Below are 17,187 nucleotides of genomic sequence, written 5' to 3' on the forward strand. Positions count from 1 at the left end.
CTAAAATGTGTATAAGATAATAGTATCTTATACACATTTTTAATATAAGTCATCTTAAAAATAGTAAGTTAGTATCTTAAGTGCATCTGATTTGCGATTTTTAGGTGATTAAGTTACAATTAACACAAACTAACTTGTAATAAAAACGTTTTATAAGTATAATATTTAAAAGAAAATATATCGGGAGTTGATAAAATGGCAGCATCAATTAAGGATGTAGCAAAAGAAGCAGGCGTATCAATCGCTACAGTCTCAAGAGTACTAAATGATGTAGATGTGGTAAATGAAGAAACTAAAAAAAAGGTTTTAGAAGCTATAAATAAGTTAGGGTATAGACCCAATATAGTAGCTAGGAGTCTAAAGACTCAGAGAACAAGAACAATAGGTATAATAATACCAGATATATCAAGTCAGTTTTACCCTGAAATAGTGAGAGGGGCAGAAGATGTAGCTAATATATATAACTATAATATAATGCTATGTAATACAGATTTAGATCCAGAAAAAGAAATAGAGTATCTAAGAGTAATGAAGGAAAAGATGGTAGACGGAGTTCTATATATGAGTACTTCCCTTGAACCGAATATTTTAGAACTTATAAATCAACTACAACTTTCAATGGTTTTAGTTGAAACTACAAGTAGAGAAGGGGATATTCCAAGCGTAACTATTGATAATGAAAAAGCCGCCTTTGATGGAGTAGATTATCTAATTAGAAAGGGCAACAAAAGGATAGCCTATATAGGAACTCATGAAGATGCAGAGCATGCTAGTGCCTTAAGGTATATAGGATACAAGAAAGCTTTAGAGCAAAATAATATTGAGTTAAATGAGAATATTGTATATTTTGGAGGATTAAAAGCACAAGATGGATATGAAGGTATGAATAACATCCTTCAAAGCCAGAGTTTAGACGCTGTATTTTGTGCTAGTGATGAAATTGCAATGGGCGCAATAAATGCGTTGAGAGATAAGGATGTAAAAGTTCCTGAAGAAGTAGATGTTATAGGTTTTGATAATATTTACTCAGCTTCTGTTTTCTATCCAAAACTTACAACTATAGCTCAACCTATGTATGATATGGGTTCAGTAGGTATGAGAATGCTTATAAAAATCATAAATAAGCAAGAGTTAGAACTTAAAAATTATGTTTTAAATCATGAATTAGTAGAAAGAAACTCATGTAAAAAATAACAAAATATTTTATTTGAGAAGTATAATTTAACCGTAAGGTTATTTGTGAAAATAATCTTACGGTTAATAATTGAGTAAAGTTATAACTAATTTAGAAAGTTATTGGTGTTTAATATAGATTTTAATATGTTAAAGTTAGGCACATTAAAACAAATGACAAGCCAGTAGGGTAGTATATTTTCATGTGCCTTAAGAAGGGAAGTTATATATGATAGAAAGTTTAATAAATGTAGTTATTTTAGTTCTTGATAAGTTAGGGTATTGGGGAACATTTTGGGGAATGGCATTAGAAAGTGCATGTATTCCAATACCAAGCGAAGCCATCCTTCCTTTTGGAGGTTATCTAAGTTATACTGGAAGGCTAAATTTATTCTGGATGATAATGATGGGAACTTTAGGAGGGACTGTAGGATCAATTGGAGCATACTACTTGGGGAAATATGGTGGAAGACCATTAGTTGAAAAATATGCAGATAAATTAAGGATATCTAAATCTAAAATAGAGAAAAGTGATGAATATTTCAACAAATATGGTGAAAAAATTGTTTTTTATTCTAGATTATTACCTATAATAAGAACTTTTATATCTTTACCAGCAGGTATAAGTAAGATGGACTTTAAGAAGTTTACTATATACACATTTTTAGGGTCCCTAATATGGAGTATAGTTCTTGGATATGCTGGATATAAAATGGGAGAGAATTGGGTTGCCATACGTCCATGGTTCCACGTTGCAGACATAGTTGTAGCAATTGGTATAGTTGGATACATAATATATATAGGTGTAGGAAAATTTAAAAATGCTACTGAATAAAAAGAGCTTAATGAACTTTTATAGTTCATTGAGCTCTTTTTTTAGAAATAAGTCTAAAAAAGCTGTCAGTTAGGTTTGAAATATGTTTAACGAAAATTTTGAATAACATTGCTATAAATGGTATAATTTTACAAAGAGATAAATATGCTTATAGGTTAATATTACGGGAGGGAAAATAATGAACTACAAAGACAAAGTAATACAGTTATTTTCTTATCTATTAAATGTAAAAAATTTAAATGAGAAAATAATAAGGAATGTTTGGGACTATGAAAAGATATACTGGGAAGAAGATCTTTGCAAAACTGTTGGATGTAGCATAAATAAAAGTAATGACAAAGACTGGTGGCTTGAAATAAGTAAAAAGTGTAAAAGTATATATGAACAATTTTTTAAACTTTTTCTTGAGTTTCAGAAAAAAGGAGAAAGTGTAGAGATTGTGTGGGGACATGGACTCATAGCTTGGAATTTTAACGATGAGAAAATAATACATCCTGTTCTAACAACAAGAATGAAACTAGATTTTAATGCTAACAGCAATATCTTTAGTTTGATTCCAGATAATAAAACAATTATGGAAGCTAATATATTCGATGGAATAGATATACCTAATTCATACAGTATACTTGATATAGAAAGAAAGTTAAAAGATGTAAATTTTGACCCGCGAAATATGAATGAAATAGAAGGTATATTGACAGAAATAGCATCATACTTAAGTCCTAATGGAAGATTTGAAAAGCTAAGGGTTCCAATAGATAAGGTAGCGTTTACAAGTGATCCTGTAATTTATAATATACCTATAATTATGATTAGAAAAAACAATATGAGATTATGGCAACTGGAACTTAATAATATTATAAAAGAGGTGAATGATGGACAACCAATACCTGAAACTATTAAATCATTAGTCAACGATGAGAAAATAGAACAAAGCAAAGAAGATTTAACGGAGTGGAGTGAAGTGCATAAAGATGTTCTATTTCCATTACCATCTAATTCAGAACAAAGAGAGGTAGTGAAAAGAATATGTGAAAATTATGGTGTAGTAGTACAAGGCCCTCCAGGAACAGGAAAAAGTCATACAATAGCAAATCTAATATGCCATTTATTAGCTCATGGAAAGAGAGTGCTCGTAACTAGCCAAACAGATAGAGCGTTAAAGGTTCTAGCAGATAAGATACCTGAACAGGTTCAGCCTTTATGCATGAGTGTTTTAGGGAATGATATTGCTTCATTAAAAAAGCTCAATGAATCAGTAAAAAAAATATCTGATAATCTTTCTGTAAATCCTAAAAATTTATATGAAGAAATCCAAGACTTAAAGTTAGACTTAGACAAATGTAAAAAAAATCAAAAGCTTCTGTATGACCAGTTTAAAGAAATTCAACGTATAGAAAATGAAGTTATAAATTATAACAATGAAAAATATAAGATTGTAGATATTGCAGCTTGGGTTAAAAGAAACAAAGAAAAATGCTCTTGGATAGAAGATAAAGTTAGCTTTGAAAAAAAAATGCCTATATCAGAAGTAGAGTTTGAAAGACTAACTTTTTTATTAAGCAGAATTAGTAAAGATGAAAAAAATAACTTTGATACATTAAAGGCCATGGTAGATAAGCTACCTAAAAGTAAAGAAATATGTCAAAAAATAATTAGGTTTAAAGAATTAAGTAACGAATATAAGAATTGTATAAAATATGTAAAGGATTGGCGTATACCTGATAAAGGCAGATGTAACTATGATAAATTATTACAGTTGTTAACACAATGTAAAAAATCAATGTGCGAGCTAGAAAATAGCATATTTAGCAATATATTTGAAAAATATTATGAAAGCAAAATAGTGCATGATTCTATGATTGATTTATGGCATAAATCCAATGAGTATATGCTAGTTTTGGGAAAGATAAGAAATGAACTAAGAAATCATAGTGTGGAATTACCTGATAAGGTTGATATAGATAAACTTAATAAAGATTTCGATATTATATATGAAAATATAAATTCAAAGAAAAAGATAAGTAAGCTTTTTAGAATTATCCATCCCGAATTTAATTATATAATTAATGAATGTATAGTAGATTACCAACCGCTAGAGACCTTAGATCAAGCTTTTATATTAAAACTGTATATTCAAGAAAGACTTATAGTTAGAGATCTAACAACACTTTGGAATAATACGATTAAGGAATATGAAAGTGAAATATCAGAAGTCCATAAGAATAATCTTCAAATGATTAAAATAGAACAGCATATAAAACATTTGAATAGCATTGTTCAGTGGGATAAAAATTATAAAAAAGAAGTAATATCAGCATTAGGGAAAATTTCTATATCAATAAATATAGATTGGTATAAAAAAGAAACTTATAACTACTTAATCGAAGCTGTTGAATGTATAAAGAAAATAGATGAGTATAATAATCTAAAAGCATATATTGATGTTTTGAAAAAGCTTATTTTGACTACAGGAAAGTTAGAGCAATTATACGATGCTGTTGAAGAGATGAATTTAGCTAAGATTAATGATGGGTTAAAGGAAATCGAAAATTTTAAAATTATAAAAAGTAAGTTTATAGAGCTTGATAATCTTATAGGGAAATTAAAAGAAGTCTGTCCGAATACAGCCCAAAAGATACTTAATCAGTGGGGAAATGCTGGAACACTCTTTAAAAATTGGTCTAGCGCATGGAAATGGGCGGAGTGGAGTTCTTTATTAAAAGATATTCATAAATTAAATATAGATTCTATTGAAGAAGCTATATCTGAGGAAAAAAGAAGAGAAAGAATGTTGATAAAAGAACTAGTAGCAAAAAGAACTTGGTATAATCAAATATTAAAAACTACAGAAAGCGAAAAGAGAAGTCTATTTGCATGGATGCAAGCGGTAAAGAGAATCGGCAAAGGTACTGGGAAAATGGCTTCGAACTATAGAAGAATAGCGCAAGATGAGATGGAGAAGTGTAAAACAATAATTCCAGTATGGATTATGCCTTTAAACAGAGTAATTGAAAATATAAAGTTATCAAGAGACTTATTTGACGTAATTATATTTGATGAAAGCAGTCAAAGTGATATATTTTCAATATGTGCATTAATGAGGGCAAAAAAGCTATTATAGTAGGAGATGATAAACAGATAAGCCCGGAAGTCATAGGAATAGATCAGGGATTTATACATGAGCTAATTAATAAACATTTAAGAGATATACCTCAAAACGAATGGTTTGATCTTCAGACCAGTCTTTACGATACTGCACTAAGAGTTTTTCCTAATAGATTAATGCTTAGAGAACATTTTAGATGTGTTCCAGAAATAATTAAGTTTAGCAATGATAATTGTTATGCTGGAGATATGAAGCCTTTGAGGTATCTTAAGTCCTATGAGGCTTTCTATCCTCCTGTGGTGCCAGTAAAGATTGATAGCGGATACAGAGAACAAAACAAGCCAATTAATATTCCAGAGGCAGAGTTTATTGCAAATAAAGTAGCGGAATGTTGCAGAGATAGGCGATATACAGGAATGACAATGGGAGCTATATCTCTCCTTGGAGAATCTCAAGGCGAACTAATTGAAAGTATGATAAGAGAAAAAATAGGCGAAGAGGAGATGATAAAAAGAAAACTAATATGTGGAGATGCTTACTCTTTCCAAGGTGATGAAAGAGACATAATGTTTTTATCAATGGTTATTTCAAATAATGTAAAATTTACATCTCTGACCAAGGAATCAGATGTTAGAAGGTTTAATGTAGCAGCGAGCAGGGCTAGAAATCAGATGTGGCTGATTTATTCAATAGATTTAGAGGAGCTTAATCCAGAATGCATTAGATATTCTCTTTTAAATTATTGCTTAAACTATGATAAAATTAATTGCAACAACACAAATATTAATTATGCCTTTCAATCGAGATTTCAAAAAGATGTGTATAATATGATTAGTGATGAAGGAATTAAATTAGTTCCTCAAGTTAAAATAGGAAGATATAAAATAGATTTTGTGGTAGAAGGTTCAACAAATAAAATAGCAATTATATGTGAGGGAGAGATGCTCAGCGAAAATTATGACTGGGAGGAGAGATTAGAAGTACAGATAGGATTAGAAAGAATAGGGTGGACATTCTTAAGGATAAGACCTAGTGAGTTTTACTATAATCCCGAAAAGACTATGGATAGGCTATGGCAAAAGTTAAAGAATAATGATATGGAACAATATAAAAATAAAAATTTAATAGCAGAACAATTAAAAGTCGTATAAATTATATTTAAAATAATGCCTAGTACATTTATAATTAAAGATAGGCGGAATATATTACGAAATAATATGTTAATGTATAACATTGCTTTTTATGCAGACATGCTTCTGCATGAAAAGCAATATGTCATTTCAATGTATTTTATTATTTTATATAAGGGTGATTAAATATGATAAAGTCTATAGATAATAATATTCCCATAGAATTTATATCAAAAATATCTAAAAAAGAAGCAAATAGTAGAAAACCCATATATCAAATACATAAGTGGTTTGGCAGAAAAACAGATGCTATATTTCGAAGTATTCTTTTATCATTAGAATTAGACAAAGAGAAAGTGAAGGATTTTCACAATATATATTATAGCAATAATTCAAAACTACTAGAAGGAAAGGTAATACTGGATCCATTTATGGGGGGTGGAGTTACACTAGTAAATACTCTTAGACTTGGTGGAAAAGCTATAGGTATAGATGTTAATCCAGTTGCTTGGTTCATAACAAAAAACGAACTTCAAATACCGGAACTAGGTAAGGATGGTTGTAGACAAGAAATGATAAAGAAGCTGCAGCTTGAATTTACAAAAATAGAAGATAGGATAGGTAATGAAATAAAAGAGGAATACACCACCGAAATATACGATTATAATGAAAATAAAAATCGAAAAGTTGATATAATGTATGTACTTTGGATAAAGAAGGTTAAGTGTCCTAAATGTGGTAGATACATTAAGTTGTTTCCATCATATTCTATTACAAAGTTAATTAAAAAAAATTTTCATAACTATAATATATGCCCTAAGTGCGGAAAAATAGTAAGAGGAAATGAAAAAATTCTAATATGTAAAGAGTGTAGTTATAAATTTGATAAGGATACAGGTGTTTATAAAGGGAGAAACTTTATATGTGATAATTGTGGTGAAAAGTGGAACTTAATGAAGGATATAATGAAAAAAAGAAAAGACCCACTCTCAGCAGAGATCTATGCAATTCAATACTATGACCCTAAAACAGGGGAGAAAGGTTTTAAAATACCAGATAAGAATGATTTGAGTAAATATAGAAATGTTAAAATGAAATATAAAAGTTTAAGCTATAGGATAGGAAGATTTATTCCCGATATTTCAATACCAGATGGGTATAATACGAAGCAAATTAGAAATCACAATTATAATTACTGGAATCAGATGTTTAATTATAGACAGCTTTATTATTTATCTAGACTTATAGAAGAAATAGATAAAATTGAAGATGAAAAAATTAAGGAATTATTTTCATGTGTATTTTCAAACACAATAAATGCCAATAATATGTTCTGCATATATAATTCGCAGTGCGGAAAAGTAGAACCATTATTTGGTGATCATCACATGGCCCCAGTAATGAATCCCGTAGAAAATAATATATGGGGGACAAAACTTGGAAGAGGTAGCTTTGTAAAATATTTTAGATCATTTATTCAAAGTAAGGAGTTCAATTATTGCCCTTATGAAAGAGAAAGTATAAATGGAAAGAATAAGAATGTAATATTAGAAGATGAAAAATTTTATTCGAAATTTACTGATAATTTCCAAGAATTGATAAATTCTGATAAAAACACTATGCTAGAGTGTGGCAGTGCAGATGATTTATCTTTTTTACCAGACAAATCTGTAGATGCTGTAATCACAGACCCACCATACTATTCTGCCATAAACTATAGCGAAATAAGCGAGTTTTTTTACGTTTGGGATAGAATGATATTAAAGAATAAATATAGTTTTTTCGATCAAGAGCATATTCTGTTTAATAATGAGGTTACTGTAAATGATATAAGAGGAATAACAATGCAACAATTTCAATTCAAATTAACTAAGTGTTTTAAGGAAATAGGAAGAGTACTGAAAGATGAATCTCCATTAATACTTACTTACAATAATAGCACCGCAGAAGGGTGGCAAGTATTAATGGAAGCCTTAATTGAATCAGGTTTCTTAGTAGAAAAAACCTACCCAATTCATACAGAGCTGCGAGCAGGGCTTATAGACAATAGAAGAGATAAAATGAATTATGACTTAGTTATAATTGCAAGGGAAAAAAGTAATTTTAGTTCAAGAAGTATAAGCATAAATGAGTTTATGGAAGTGGTGGAATTAGAATTTAAAAAAACTTACTTAGAGCTAAATGATAGGGAGTTAGCTCTACTAGATGAGATTTTAATTAAAGTTGGAAAAATTTTTGAGCTTTATTCAAAATATCATGCTAATATATATATGGATAATGAAAGCATAAACATTAAACATATATTAAGACACATTTATAATAATGAAAAGCTCGAAATAGAAACTAATTTGAACGATCAGATACCTTAGTTACAGGATAAAATTTTCATTGTATTATATAATAATTATTACTATAATTAAATCATAAAGTGAAACTTACTTCAGGTGGAGGTGCATACGACTCCGGGGCTTTGCCCGTTAAATGCCATTTAGGCATTTAACCCATCTGAAGTTTAGTTGAGCGAATCCAGGGACGTAGCCGCTCTTTACTCCTAACTTGAAAAAAGGTAGGAGTATTAGAGCGGGTAGTCATCGGATAAAAGTAAAAAGTAGGTGAAGAAGTGGGCATATCTGAATTAATATATAGAGTTAAGGATATAATGGCAAAAGACTTTATAAGAGCTACTGTGGATACAAGCATAAAAGATGCGCTGTATATGATGATAGAAGGATATAAAGAAGAGGTTGTCATTACCGATGAAGACCATAAGTTACGTGGGATTTTTACTATGAATGATATGGCTAAAATTAAAAAGAAAAATATATCCTTTGATTCACCTATCATGGAGTTTGCATATAAGAATGTAATAACCATTGATCTAGACGCATCTGCAAGGGAAGCTAGAGACATTATGCTAGCTAATAGAATAGGTAGGCTCCCTGTAGTAGAAGACGAAAAAGTAATAGGAATTGTAACTAGTAATAATATTAGAGATACATTTTACCTAAAGATGGATGAATTATTTAACCTTCAAAACAATGTGTTTGATAACTTACATGAAGCTGTATGTATATGCGATGAAAATGGGACAGTAAGATACTGGAATAAGAGTTCGGAAAAGCTCTATGGAGTAGCTATTGAGAATATAATAGATAGAAACTTGGAGGACTTTTTTCCGAATGCATTGAGTATACAAGTACTAAAAACAGGGAAAAGAGTAGATAACGTGTGTCATGAGCCGGTCGAAGGAAAATTAGTGGCATTAAGTGCTGTCCCGCTATATAATTCGAAGGGTAATTTGATTGCAGTGGTATCGACAGATAGAGATATCACTGATGCCGAAAATTTAACAAAGCAGCTTGAATATGAGAAGAAAAAGGTAGAGTTTTTAGAACATGCATACAAAAAGAAATAGCATCTAAATATAATTTTCCATCTATTATCGGAAAAAATAAGAAAATAATAGAAGCTATTGCTATTGCAGAAAAGGTGGCATCAACATCAACGAGTGTTCTTATCACAGGTAAAAGTGGCACTGGCAAAGAAGTTTTTGCTAAATCTATTCACGAGGCTAGTGGCAGAACTGGCAACTTTGTAGCAATTAACTGTAGTGCAATACCTGAGAGTTTGTTTGAAAGCGAACTTTTTGGATATGTGGAAGGTGCATTTACTGGAGCTATAAAAAAAGGAAAGATAGGTAAATTCGAATTTGCCAATGGAGGAACCTTATTTCTTGATGAAATAGGAGACATGCCATTGGAAATGCAGGCGAAAATTTTGAGAGTTTTACAGGACGGGATTATATATAGACTTGGAAGTGAAAAACCTGTAACCACAGATACTAGAATAATAGCAGCAACTAATAGAGATTTAAAAAAACTAATATCTGAAGATAAATTTAGAGAAGACTTATTTTATAGGCTGGCAGTAGTTCAAATTCATCTCCCGGACCTTAGAGATAGGAAAGAAGATATAAAGGATTTGTGCAATCTATTTTTAGAACAAGTATCAAAGCAGGAAGATATTAAAATAAACGATATAGATGAAAAAGTGTACAAAATACTAGCTAATTATAAATGGGATGGTAATATACGAGAACTAAAAAATGTAATTCAAAGGATGGTTGTTTTATCTAATGATGGTAAAATAACTATAGAATCCATTCCGGAATATATTTTAGAAAGTGCATCTGATAGCGAAGATATAGGAGAAAACCAACATGATCTTGAAAGAATTATTGAAAATGTTGAAAGAAGAACTATTAAAGATGTAATGAGTATGGTTAATGGAAATAAGCAACAAGCTGCTAAAATATTAAATATTAAAAGAAGTACTCTATATTATAAATTAGGAAAGTATAATATAGAATAAATTATATATCTAAGTTTTTAAATTTTTGACAGTCATGTCCATTTTTGGACATGACTGTTTTTTCATCCCTAACCAACTAATAGAGTTATCTGTAAATAAATTACAGTAAAAATTGTGTCAATATTTTGAAAAATTAAATTACGAATAAACAATATAAAATTTGATTATAGCAACCAAATACAGTATTTGTAATACTTATAAAAATTTTAAACAATATGCATATAATTGGCATGGAATATGCTGGCTATTAATTATGAAATATAAATTACTAGGAGGGATGACATGGGAGTTTATTATTATTTCCCTCTCAAAATGCATGTAGGTGCACCGGATGTTCCTGTAGTTAAAGAAGGTCAGCTGGTTAAAAGAGGGGAATGCATTGCAGAGCCAAATGGATTAGGATCAAAGATTCACAGTAGTATTTTTGGGATAGTATCTAAGATCACAGCTAATGAAATCGTTATACAAGCTGATGAAGCTCAGTCAGAAGATTATGTAAAAATAAAACAGTGTGAAAGCATCGTAGATTCAGTATACGAAGCTGGAATCGTCGGAGCTGGAGGAGCAGGATTCCCAACTCATATCAAATTAAAAGCACAAATACCTGATGGATATATTGTGGCTAATTGTGTCGAGTGTGAACCTGTACTTCATCACAATATAAAGAGAATAGAAGAAGAGCCAGAGCTAGTAGTTAAAGGTATAAGATATGCTATGCAAGCTACTGGTGCTAAAAAAGCATACATAGCTATAAAAGCCAAGCATCCAGAAGCTATAGCATCATTGGAAAAATACTTAAATGGTGACAGTTCAATAGAAATTAAGAAGTTAAGAGACATGTATCCAATGGGAGAAGAAAGAGCTATTATAAATGAGATATTTGGAGTATGGTTAGCACCTACACAATTACCACTTGATGCTAAGTGCGTAGTTTTGAATGGAGAAACCTTAGCAAATATAACTATGGCTGTTGAGGAAAGAAAGCCAGTAATAGACAAAGATATAACCGTAATAGGAAAGCTTAGATCAGGAAAAGAACCAAAGGTATTCTTTGATGTACCCGTGGGAAGTAGTATAAAGAGTCTTATAGAAAAGTGTGGAGGCATTGATGGAGAGTATGGTGAGCTTGTAATAGGCGGACCATATACAGGAAAGTCAGAAGATGTAGAAAAGGCTACTGTTACAAAGATATCTGGAGGAGCTATTGTAACTATTCCTCTTCCTGAATATAAAGGACCTTTAGGGTTACTTGTATGCGCTTGTGGGGCAAACGAAGACAGACTTAGAGATATAGCTGCAAAGATGAACTCAGAAGTAGTAGGAGTTACTAAGTGTAAAAATGTTGAAGAAATTAAAGGAGCTAATAAATGCAAGACTCCAGGAGATTGTCCAGGACAAGTAGCTGGTATTATGTATTTAAAGCAGCAGGGGGCAAAAAGAGTTTTAATATCCAACTGCAGCGATTGTTCAAATACCGTAATGTGTTGTGCGCCTAAGGTAGGATTGCCAGTATATCATCATACAGATCATGTATTTAGAACAGTAGATTATCCACTAACAAGAAGACTTCCGTTAGAGGAAGAAAATTAAGGAGGTTTTTTACTATGTCAATGAGTGATGAACACGCAGAACAGCTTAAAAATGAATTTGCTGTAGTGTGCTGTAGAACAGAAGAAGGAATAATAATTTCCGCTGCGAATTTAGAGGATCCGGCTATATTTCCGGATATGGTAGATTCAGGGCTTTTAACTATGCCAGATAACTGTTTAAAAATAGGACAGGTAATAGGAGCAAAGTTAACTAAAACTATCGATTCTCTTACTCCGTTAACTCCAGAAATTATAGAAGGCTATAAGACTAATAGTAGCGAAGAAAAGAAAGAAGAATCTGTAGAGCAAAAAGAATATATAGAATGCTGTGATGAAGAGGATAGCTGTAATGACGGTATTGAACACATAGTAGCAGATGGTGCTTCTTCAGTTACAATAGTTGGAGGAACTTTAACAATAAAAATAGAAGAAGGTAAGGGAATAGACATCGAGATTCCTTTTTATGCAGGTTAAAGCTTATATAAGAAGATTCACATACAAATAATGTAAAACTCTAACAGCAAAAAATAAGAACTTTGATAAAAAAATAAGGAGGGGATAACTATGTCGATGAGCGTTGAACATGCAGAACAATTAAAAGATGAGTCTGCTGTTGTATGCTGTAGGACAGAGGAAGGAACAATAATTTCCGCTGCAAATTTGGAAGACCCAGGCATATTTCCGGATATGGTAGATTCAGGACTTTTAACTATACCAGATAACTGTTTAAAGATAGGACAAGTAATAGGAGCAAAGTTAATTAAAACTATCGATTCTCTTACTCCGCTAACTCCAGAAATTATGGAAGGCTATAACACTGATGATAGCAAAGAAAAGAAAGAGGAGTTAACTAAAGCAGGAGAAAAGGCAGTTTTAAAATATAACAAAAAGTCGGGAGACATTATAGGAGTTTCAGATTTGGAAAACCCAATGAATTTTGAAAAGCTTGAGGATTCTTTGCTGATAAAGCTAGATAAAAGAGTACTTACAAGAGAAGAAGTCATTGGAGCAGTTCTAAAAGAAGATACGCCAGCTTTAACTCCTATAGTTCCTGATATGTTAGAAGGATATAAGGAGGAAGTAGACATGGCAGAGATACCAAAACCAACAACAAGTGTAAGCGGTGGAATGCTAAAAATCAAAATTTCCGAAGGAAAGGGAATTGACATTGAAGTACCTCTAAATTTGGGGGTAGCTCCTGTAGCTGCACCTATGCAGCAACCAGTAGTTGTGAAGGGTGCAAAATCCGTTAAAGCTGAAACCGCTGCAGTTCCAGTAGTTAAAGAGGTTAAATTAGAAGAAAAAGTTTTAAGAACTCTTACAAGAAAATACTTCAAAATTGACAAAGTAGAATTTGGACCAGAAACAAAAATTGAAGGCACAACTCTTTATATAAGAGAAAATGTTTGCGATGATGCTGTAAAAGTAAGGGATTTAGTTAAATCTATAAAGATTGATATCATAACTCCAGATAAGTACAACACATATAGTGAAACAATAATGGATGTTCAACCAATAGCAACAAAAGAATCAGACAGCAAACTAGGTTCAGGAACTACTAGAGTAATTGATGGTGTTATAGTAGTAGTTACAGGTACTGATGAAAATGGAGTTCAAATAGGTGAATTTGGTTCATCAGAAGGTATTTTAGAAGAAAACATCCAATTTGGTAGACCAGGAGCTCCAGACAAAGGAGAAATATTTATAAAGACTGAAGTTATAATTGCAGCTGGAACAAACATGGAAAGACCAGGTCCACTTGCTGCTCACACTGCAACTGATTTTATTACTCAAGAAATCAGAGATGCGTTAAAGAAACTTGATGATTCTCTAGTTACAAGCACACAAGTGTTTGAGCAAAAGAGAAGACCAGGAAAGAAAAAAGTTGTAATATGTAAAGAAATAATGGGTCAAGGTGCTATGCACGATAACTTAATACTACCAGTTGAACCAGTTGGAGTACTTGGTGGAAAACCAAACGTTGACTTAGGAAACGTTCCAGTAGTTTTATCACCACTTGAAGTATTAGATGGAGGTATCCACGCATTAACTTGTATAGGACCTGCATCAAAAGAGTGTTCAAGACACTACTGGAGAGAGCCACTAGTAATAGAAGCTATGAATGATCCAGAAGTAGACCTTTGCGGAGTTATATTTGTAGGAAGCCCTCAAATAAACAGCGAAAAGTTCTATGTATCAGAAAGACTAGGTATGACTGTAGAAGCTATGGACGTTGATGGAGCAGTTGTTACAACAGAAGGATTCGGAAACAACCACATTGACTTTGCAAGCCATATTGAGCAAATCGGTATGAGAGGAATACCTTGCGTAGGTATGTCATTCTGTGCAGTTCAAGGAGCTCTAGTTGTTGGTAACCCATACATGAAATATATGGTTGATAACAACAAGTCAGAAGCTGGTATAGAAAACGAAGTTCTATCATGCAACACTTTATGTCCAGAAGATGCTGTAAGAGCATTAGGAATGTTAAAGTCAGCTATGGCTGGAGAAGAAGTTAAGGCTTCAGAAAGAAAATGGAATCCAAACGTTAAGGAAAGTAACATTGAAGCATTAGAAAAAATTTCTGGAAAGTCAATTGAAAGAGTTGAAAATGAAACAGCTATTCCTATGAGCCAAAAGAGACTAGAAAAATACTCAACAAAGTAGGCGTTTTATATGGATTTAAAATATGGTGATAAGATTATCGAAATGCAAGGCATTATCGTTGAAATACATGATGGATGCGTAGCATTAGATCTTAAAGGAAGATTAGGTTACTTAAAAGTACCTATGAGGATGCTTATAACTGACTATCCGTTAAAGGTAGGTCAGGAAGTTGGCTTCAAAATGAGCTTCTTAGAGGTTCTTTCAGAAGAGGCCAATGAAAAATATATTAGTAATATTGATATAAGAAATAGAAAGGAAGGTAATTTATAATGAGCCTAACAGTTGTTAAGGGGTTACAGTCAGAAATATTTGTTCCTATAACTCCACCACCAGTTTGGACTCCTGTGACAAAAGAGCTTAAAGATATGAAAATAGCATTGGCTACGGCAGCAGGGGTACATTTAAAGTCAGACAAAAGATTTAACCTAGCAGGAGATTTTACCTTTAGAACAGTACCAGGCGATACAGCATCAGGAGAGCTTATGGTATCACATGGCGGATACGATAATGGAGACGTTAATAAAGATATTAACTCTATGTTCCCTATAGATAGATTAAGAGAGCTTGCAGCAGAAGGATTTATAAAAGAAGTTGCTGAAACTCATGTAGGATTCATGGGCGGAGGTGGAAATCAACAAAAGTTTAGAGAAGAAACAGGCCCAGCTATTGCAAAAATATTAAAAGATGAGGGTGTGGATGCAGTTTTAATGACTGCTGGATGAGGAACCTGTCACCGCTCTGCAGTATTGGTGCAGAGAGCAATAGAAGAAGCAGGTATCCCTACTATAATAATAGCAGCGTTACCTCCAGTAGTTAAGCAAACAGGTACTCCAAGAGCAGTTGCTCCAAGAGTTCCAATGGGTGCTAATGCAGGAAAGCCACATGATATAGAAATGCAAACAGGTATAGTAAAGGATTCGTTAACCGAATTAACAAAGATAACTACAGCAGGAACAATAGTTCCTCTACCATATGAATATATAGCTAAAGTTTAATTTATAAGCCAGAAATCAGCATTTAGTGCTGATTTCTGGTTACTAAATAAAAGTGTGGTGGTTTTGCTTGGAAAAGGAAATGAGACGTCTGGCAATAAAGACTTTTCATATTGAAAAGGTTGAATTTGCAGAAAAAACCTATATAAAAGATGGAGTATTATATATAAGAAATGATGTATCAGTAGATGCAATAAAAGAGGAAGATTTAATTTATAAGCTAAAAATAAATATGTTATACCCAGACAGCCATAACATATTTGTGAATTCAATAATGGACTTTTCTCCAATAGCTACAAAGGTATTAGGAAAATTAGGCGAAGGAATTACTCATGTTTTAACAGGAGTAACGGTAATGTTAACAGGTGTTGACGAAAAGCGAGTACAGGTTGCAGAGTTTGGATCTTCTGAAGGAATATTAAAGGAACAAGTTAAGTTTGGTCGAAGAGGTACACCTTCAGAGAGTGATATTATAATACATGTAGATGTTATTTTAAAAGATGGAGAGGGTAGTAGAAGACCAGGGCCTATGGCAGCTCATAGAGCATGTGATGTTATAATACAAGAAATAAGAGAAGTTCTAAAAAAACTAAATGGAAGACTATGCGATGAAAAGTATGAATATTTTGACAAAATAAAACCTGGCAAAAAGAAAGTTGTTATTCTAAAGCAAGTAGCAGGACAAGGGTGTATGTATGATACAGGGCTTCTGGGAAAAGAGCCAGGTGGTTTTTTAGGCTGTAGGTCAATAATTGATATGGGCAATATGCCTATATTATTAAGTCCTAATGAGTATAGAGATGGTGCATTGAGAGCTATGCACTAATCTGTTAATCAGAGGTGATAAATGTGGGAATCGGACCATCCACTAAGGAAACAACTATTCATCATTTTAGGGATCCTTTAGTTGAAATTGTATCCAATGACGAAGATGTAGATCTTCTTGGGATCATAGTGGCAGGAACGCCGCAGGAAAATGAAGATAAGGTTTTTGTTGCTCAGAGGGCAGCTGCCTGGATAGAAGGAATGAGAGCTGATGGGGCTATTGTATCTATAGATGGTTGGGGTAATAGTAATATTGATTTTGCTACAGCGTTAGAGGAAATAGGTAAAAGAGATATTCCTGTTGTTGGAATGAGCTTTGTTGGTACACAGGCTCAATTTGTAGTTACAAATCAGTATATGGATACTATAGTGGACTTCAACAAGTCAAAAGAAGGAATCGAAACTGAAGTTGTGGGAGAAAACAATGTAGTGGAGCTAGATGCTAAAAAAGCATTGGCGTTTTTAAAACTGAAAATGAGAAATAAAGAGAAATAGG

The 17,187-nt window shown here is 32.3% G+C and carries 14 protein-coding genes; all 14 read left to right on the forward strand.

Annotation, left to right across the window (positions count from 1 at the left end; all coding sequences use genetic code 11):
- Nucleotides 1-195 precede the first annotated feature (195 nt).
- The 14 genes from RCG18_RS07795 to RCG18_RS07860 all read left to right on the forward strand — a co-directional run bounded on the left by RCG18_RS07795 (nucleotide 196) and on the right by RCG18_RS07860 (nucleotide 17,186).
- Nucleotides 196-1,194: a LacI family DNA-binding transcriptional regulator gene (locus RCG18_RS07795; protein ID WP_308040742.1), complete on the forward strand. Its 999-nt coding sequence runs from the start codon at nucleotides 196-198 to the stop codon at nucleotides 1,192-1,194.
- A 208-nt stretch (nucleotides 1,195-1,402) separates the two neighbouring features.
- Nucleotides 1,403-2,008, forward strand: coding sequence for a DedA family protein (locus RCG18_RS07800; protein WP_308040743.1), 606 nt, complete (start codon nucleotides 1,403-1,405; stop codon nucleotides 2,006-2,008).
- 178 nt (nucleotides 2,009-2,186) lie between these two features.
- The gene (locus RCG18_RS07805) at nucleotides 2,187-5,132 is read left to right on the forward strand and encodes an AAA domain-containing protein (protein WP_308040744.1); all 2,946 of its coding nucleotides are present in this window, start codon (nucleotides 2,187-2,189) and stop codon (nucleotides 5,130-5,132) included.
- A complete protein-coding gene (locus RCG18_RS07810; protein WP_308040745.1) occupies nucleotides 5,099-6,268 on the forward strand; it encodes an AAA domain-containing protein in 1,170 nt (389 codons plus the stop codon). The genes RCG18_RS07805 and RCG18_RS07810 overlap by 34 nt, the downstream gene beginning before the upstream one ends.
- A gap of 167 nt (nucleotides 6,269-6,435) precedes the next feature.
- Entirely contained in the window at nucleotides 6,436-8,616 is a 2,181-nt protein-coding gene (locus RCG18_RS07815) for a hypothetical protein (protein WP_308040746.1), read from the forward strand.
- A 251-nt stretch (nucleotides 8,617-8,867) separates the two neighbouring features.
- Nucleotides 8,868-9,662 (forward strand): CBS domain-containing protein, encoded by a 795-nt coding sequence (locus tag RCG18_RS07820; protein ID WP_308040747.1) that lies wholly within the window; start codon nucleotides 8,868-8,870, stop codon nucleotides 9,660-9,662.
- Between the two features lie 74 nt (nucleotides 9,663-9,736).
- Nucleotides 9,737-10,618, forward strand: coding sequence for a sigma-54 dependent transcriptional regulator (locus tag RCG18_RS07825; protein WP_308040748.1), 882 nt, complete (start codon nucleotides 9,737-9,739; stop codon nucleotides 10,616-10,618).
- Between the two features lie 282 nt (nucleotides 10,619-10,900).
- Nucleotides 10,901-12,208 (forward strand): proline reductase-associated electron transfer protein PrdC, encoded by a 1,308-nt coding sequence (gene prdC / locus RCG18_RS07830; RefSeq protein WP_308040749.1) that lies wholly within the window; start codon nucleotides 10,901-10,903, stop codon nucleotides 12,206-12,208.
- Nucleotides 12,209-12,222: 14 nt separating this feature from the next.
- Nucleotides 12,223-12,681: a sugar transporter gene (locus RCG18_RS07835; RefSeq protein WP_308040750.1), complete on the forward strand. Its 459-nt coding sequence runs from the start codon at nucleotides 12,223-12,225 to the stop codon at nucleotides 12,679-12,681.
- Nucleotides 12,682-12,771: 90 nt separating this feature from the next.
- Nucleotides 12,772-14,874: a D-proline reductase (dithiol) proprotein PrdA gene (gene prdA / locus RCG18_RS07840; RefSeq protein WP_308040751.1), complete on the forward strand. Its 2,103-nt coding sequence runs from the start codon at nucleotides 12,772-12,774 to the stop codon at nucleotides 14,872-14,874.
- Nucleotides 14,875-14,883: 9 nt separating this feature from the next.
- Entirely contained in the window at nucleotides 14,884-15,144 is a 261-nt protein-coding gene (locus RCG18_RS07845; protein WP_308040752.1) for a CBO2463/CBO2479 domain-containing protein, read from the forward strand.
- Complete coding sequence (gene prdB, locus RCG18_RS07850) at nucleotides 15,144-15,869, forward strand: D-proline reductase (dithiol) protein PrdB (RefSeq protein WP_308040753.1); 726 nt, start codon at nucleotides 15,144-15,146, stop codon at nucleotides 15,867-15,869. Before RCG18_RS07845 ends, prdB begins: the two co-directional genes overlap by 1 nt.
- Before the next feature lie 79 nt (nucleotides 15,870-15,948).
- Nucleotides 15,949-16,692 carry a proline reductase cluster protein PrdD gene (gene prdD, locus RCG18_RS07855; protein ID WP_374119123.1) on the forward strand — a complete coding sequence of 248 codons (744 nt, stop codon included), beginning with the start codon at nucleotides 15,949-15,951 and terminating at the stop codon, nucleotides 16,690-16,692.
- A 23-nt stretch (nucleotides 16,693-16,715) separates the two neighbouring features.
- A complete protein-coding gene (locus RCG18_RS07860; protein WP_308040755.1) occupies nucleotides 16,716-17,186 on the forward strand; it encodes a glycine/sarcosine/betaine reductase component B subunit in 471 nt (156 codons plus the stop codon).
- The last annotated feature ends 1 nt before the right edge of the window (nucleotide 17,187 follow it).

The sequence above is a fragment of the Clostridium sp. OS1-26 genome (assembly GCF_030915445.1).
GTDB lineage: Bacteria > Bacillota > Clostridia > Clostridiales > Clostridiaceae > Clostridium_AM.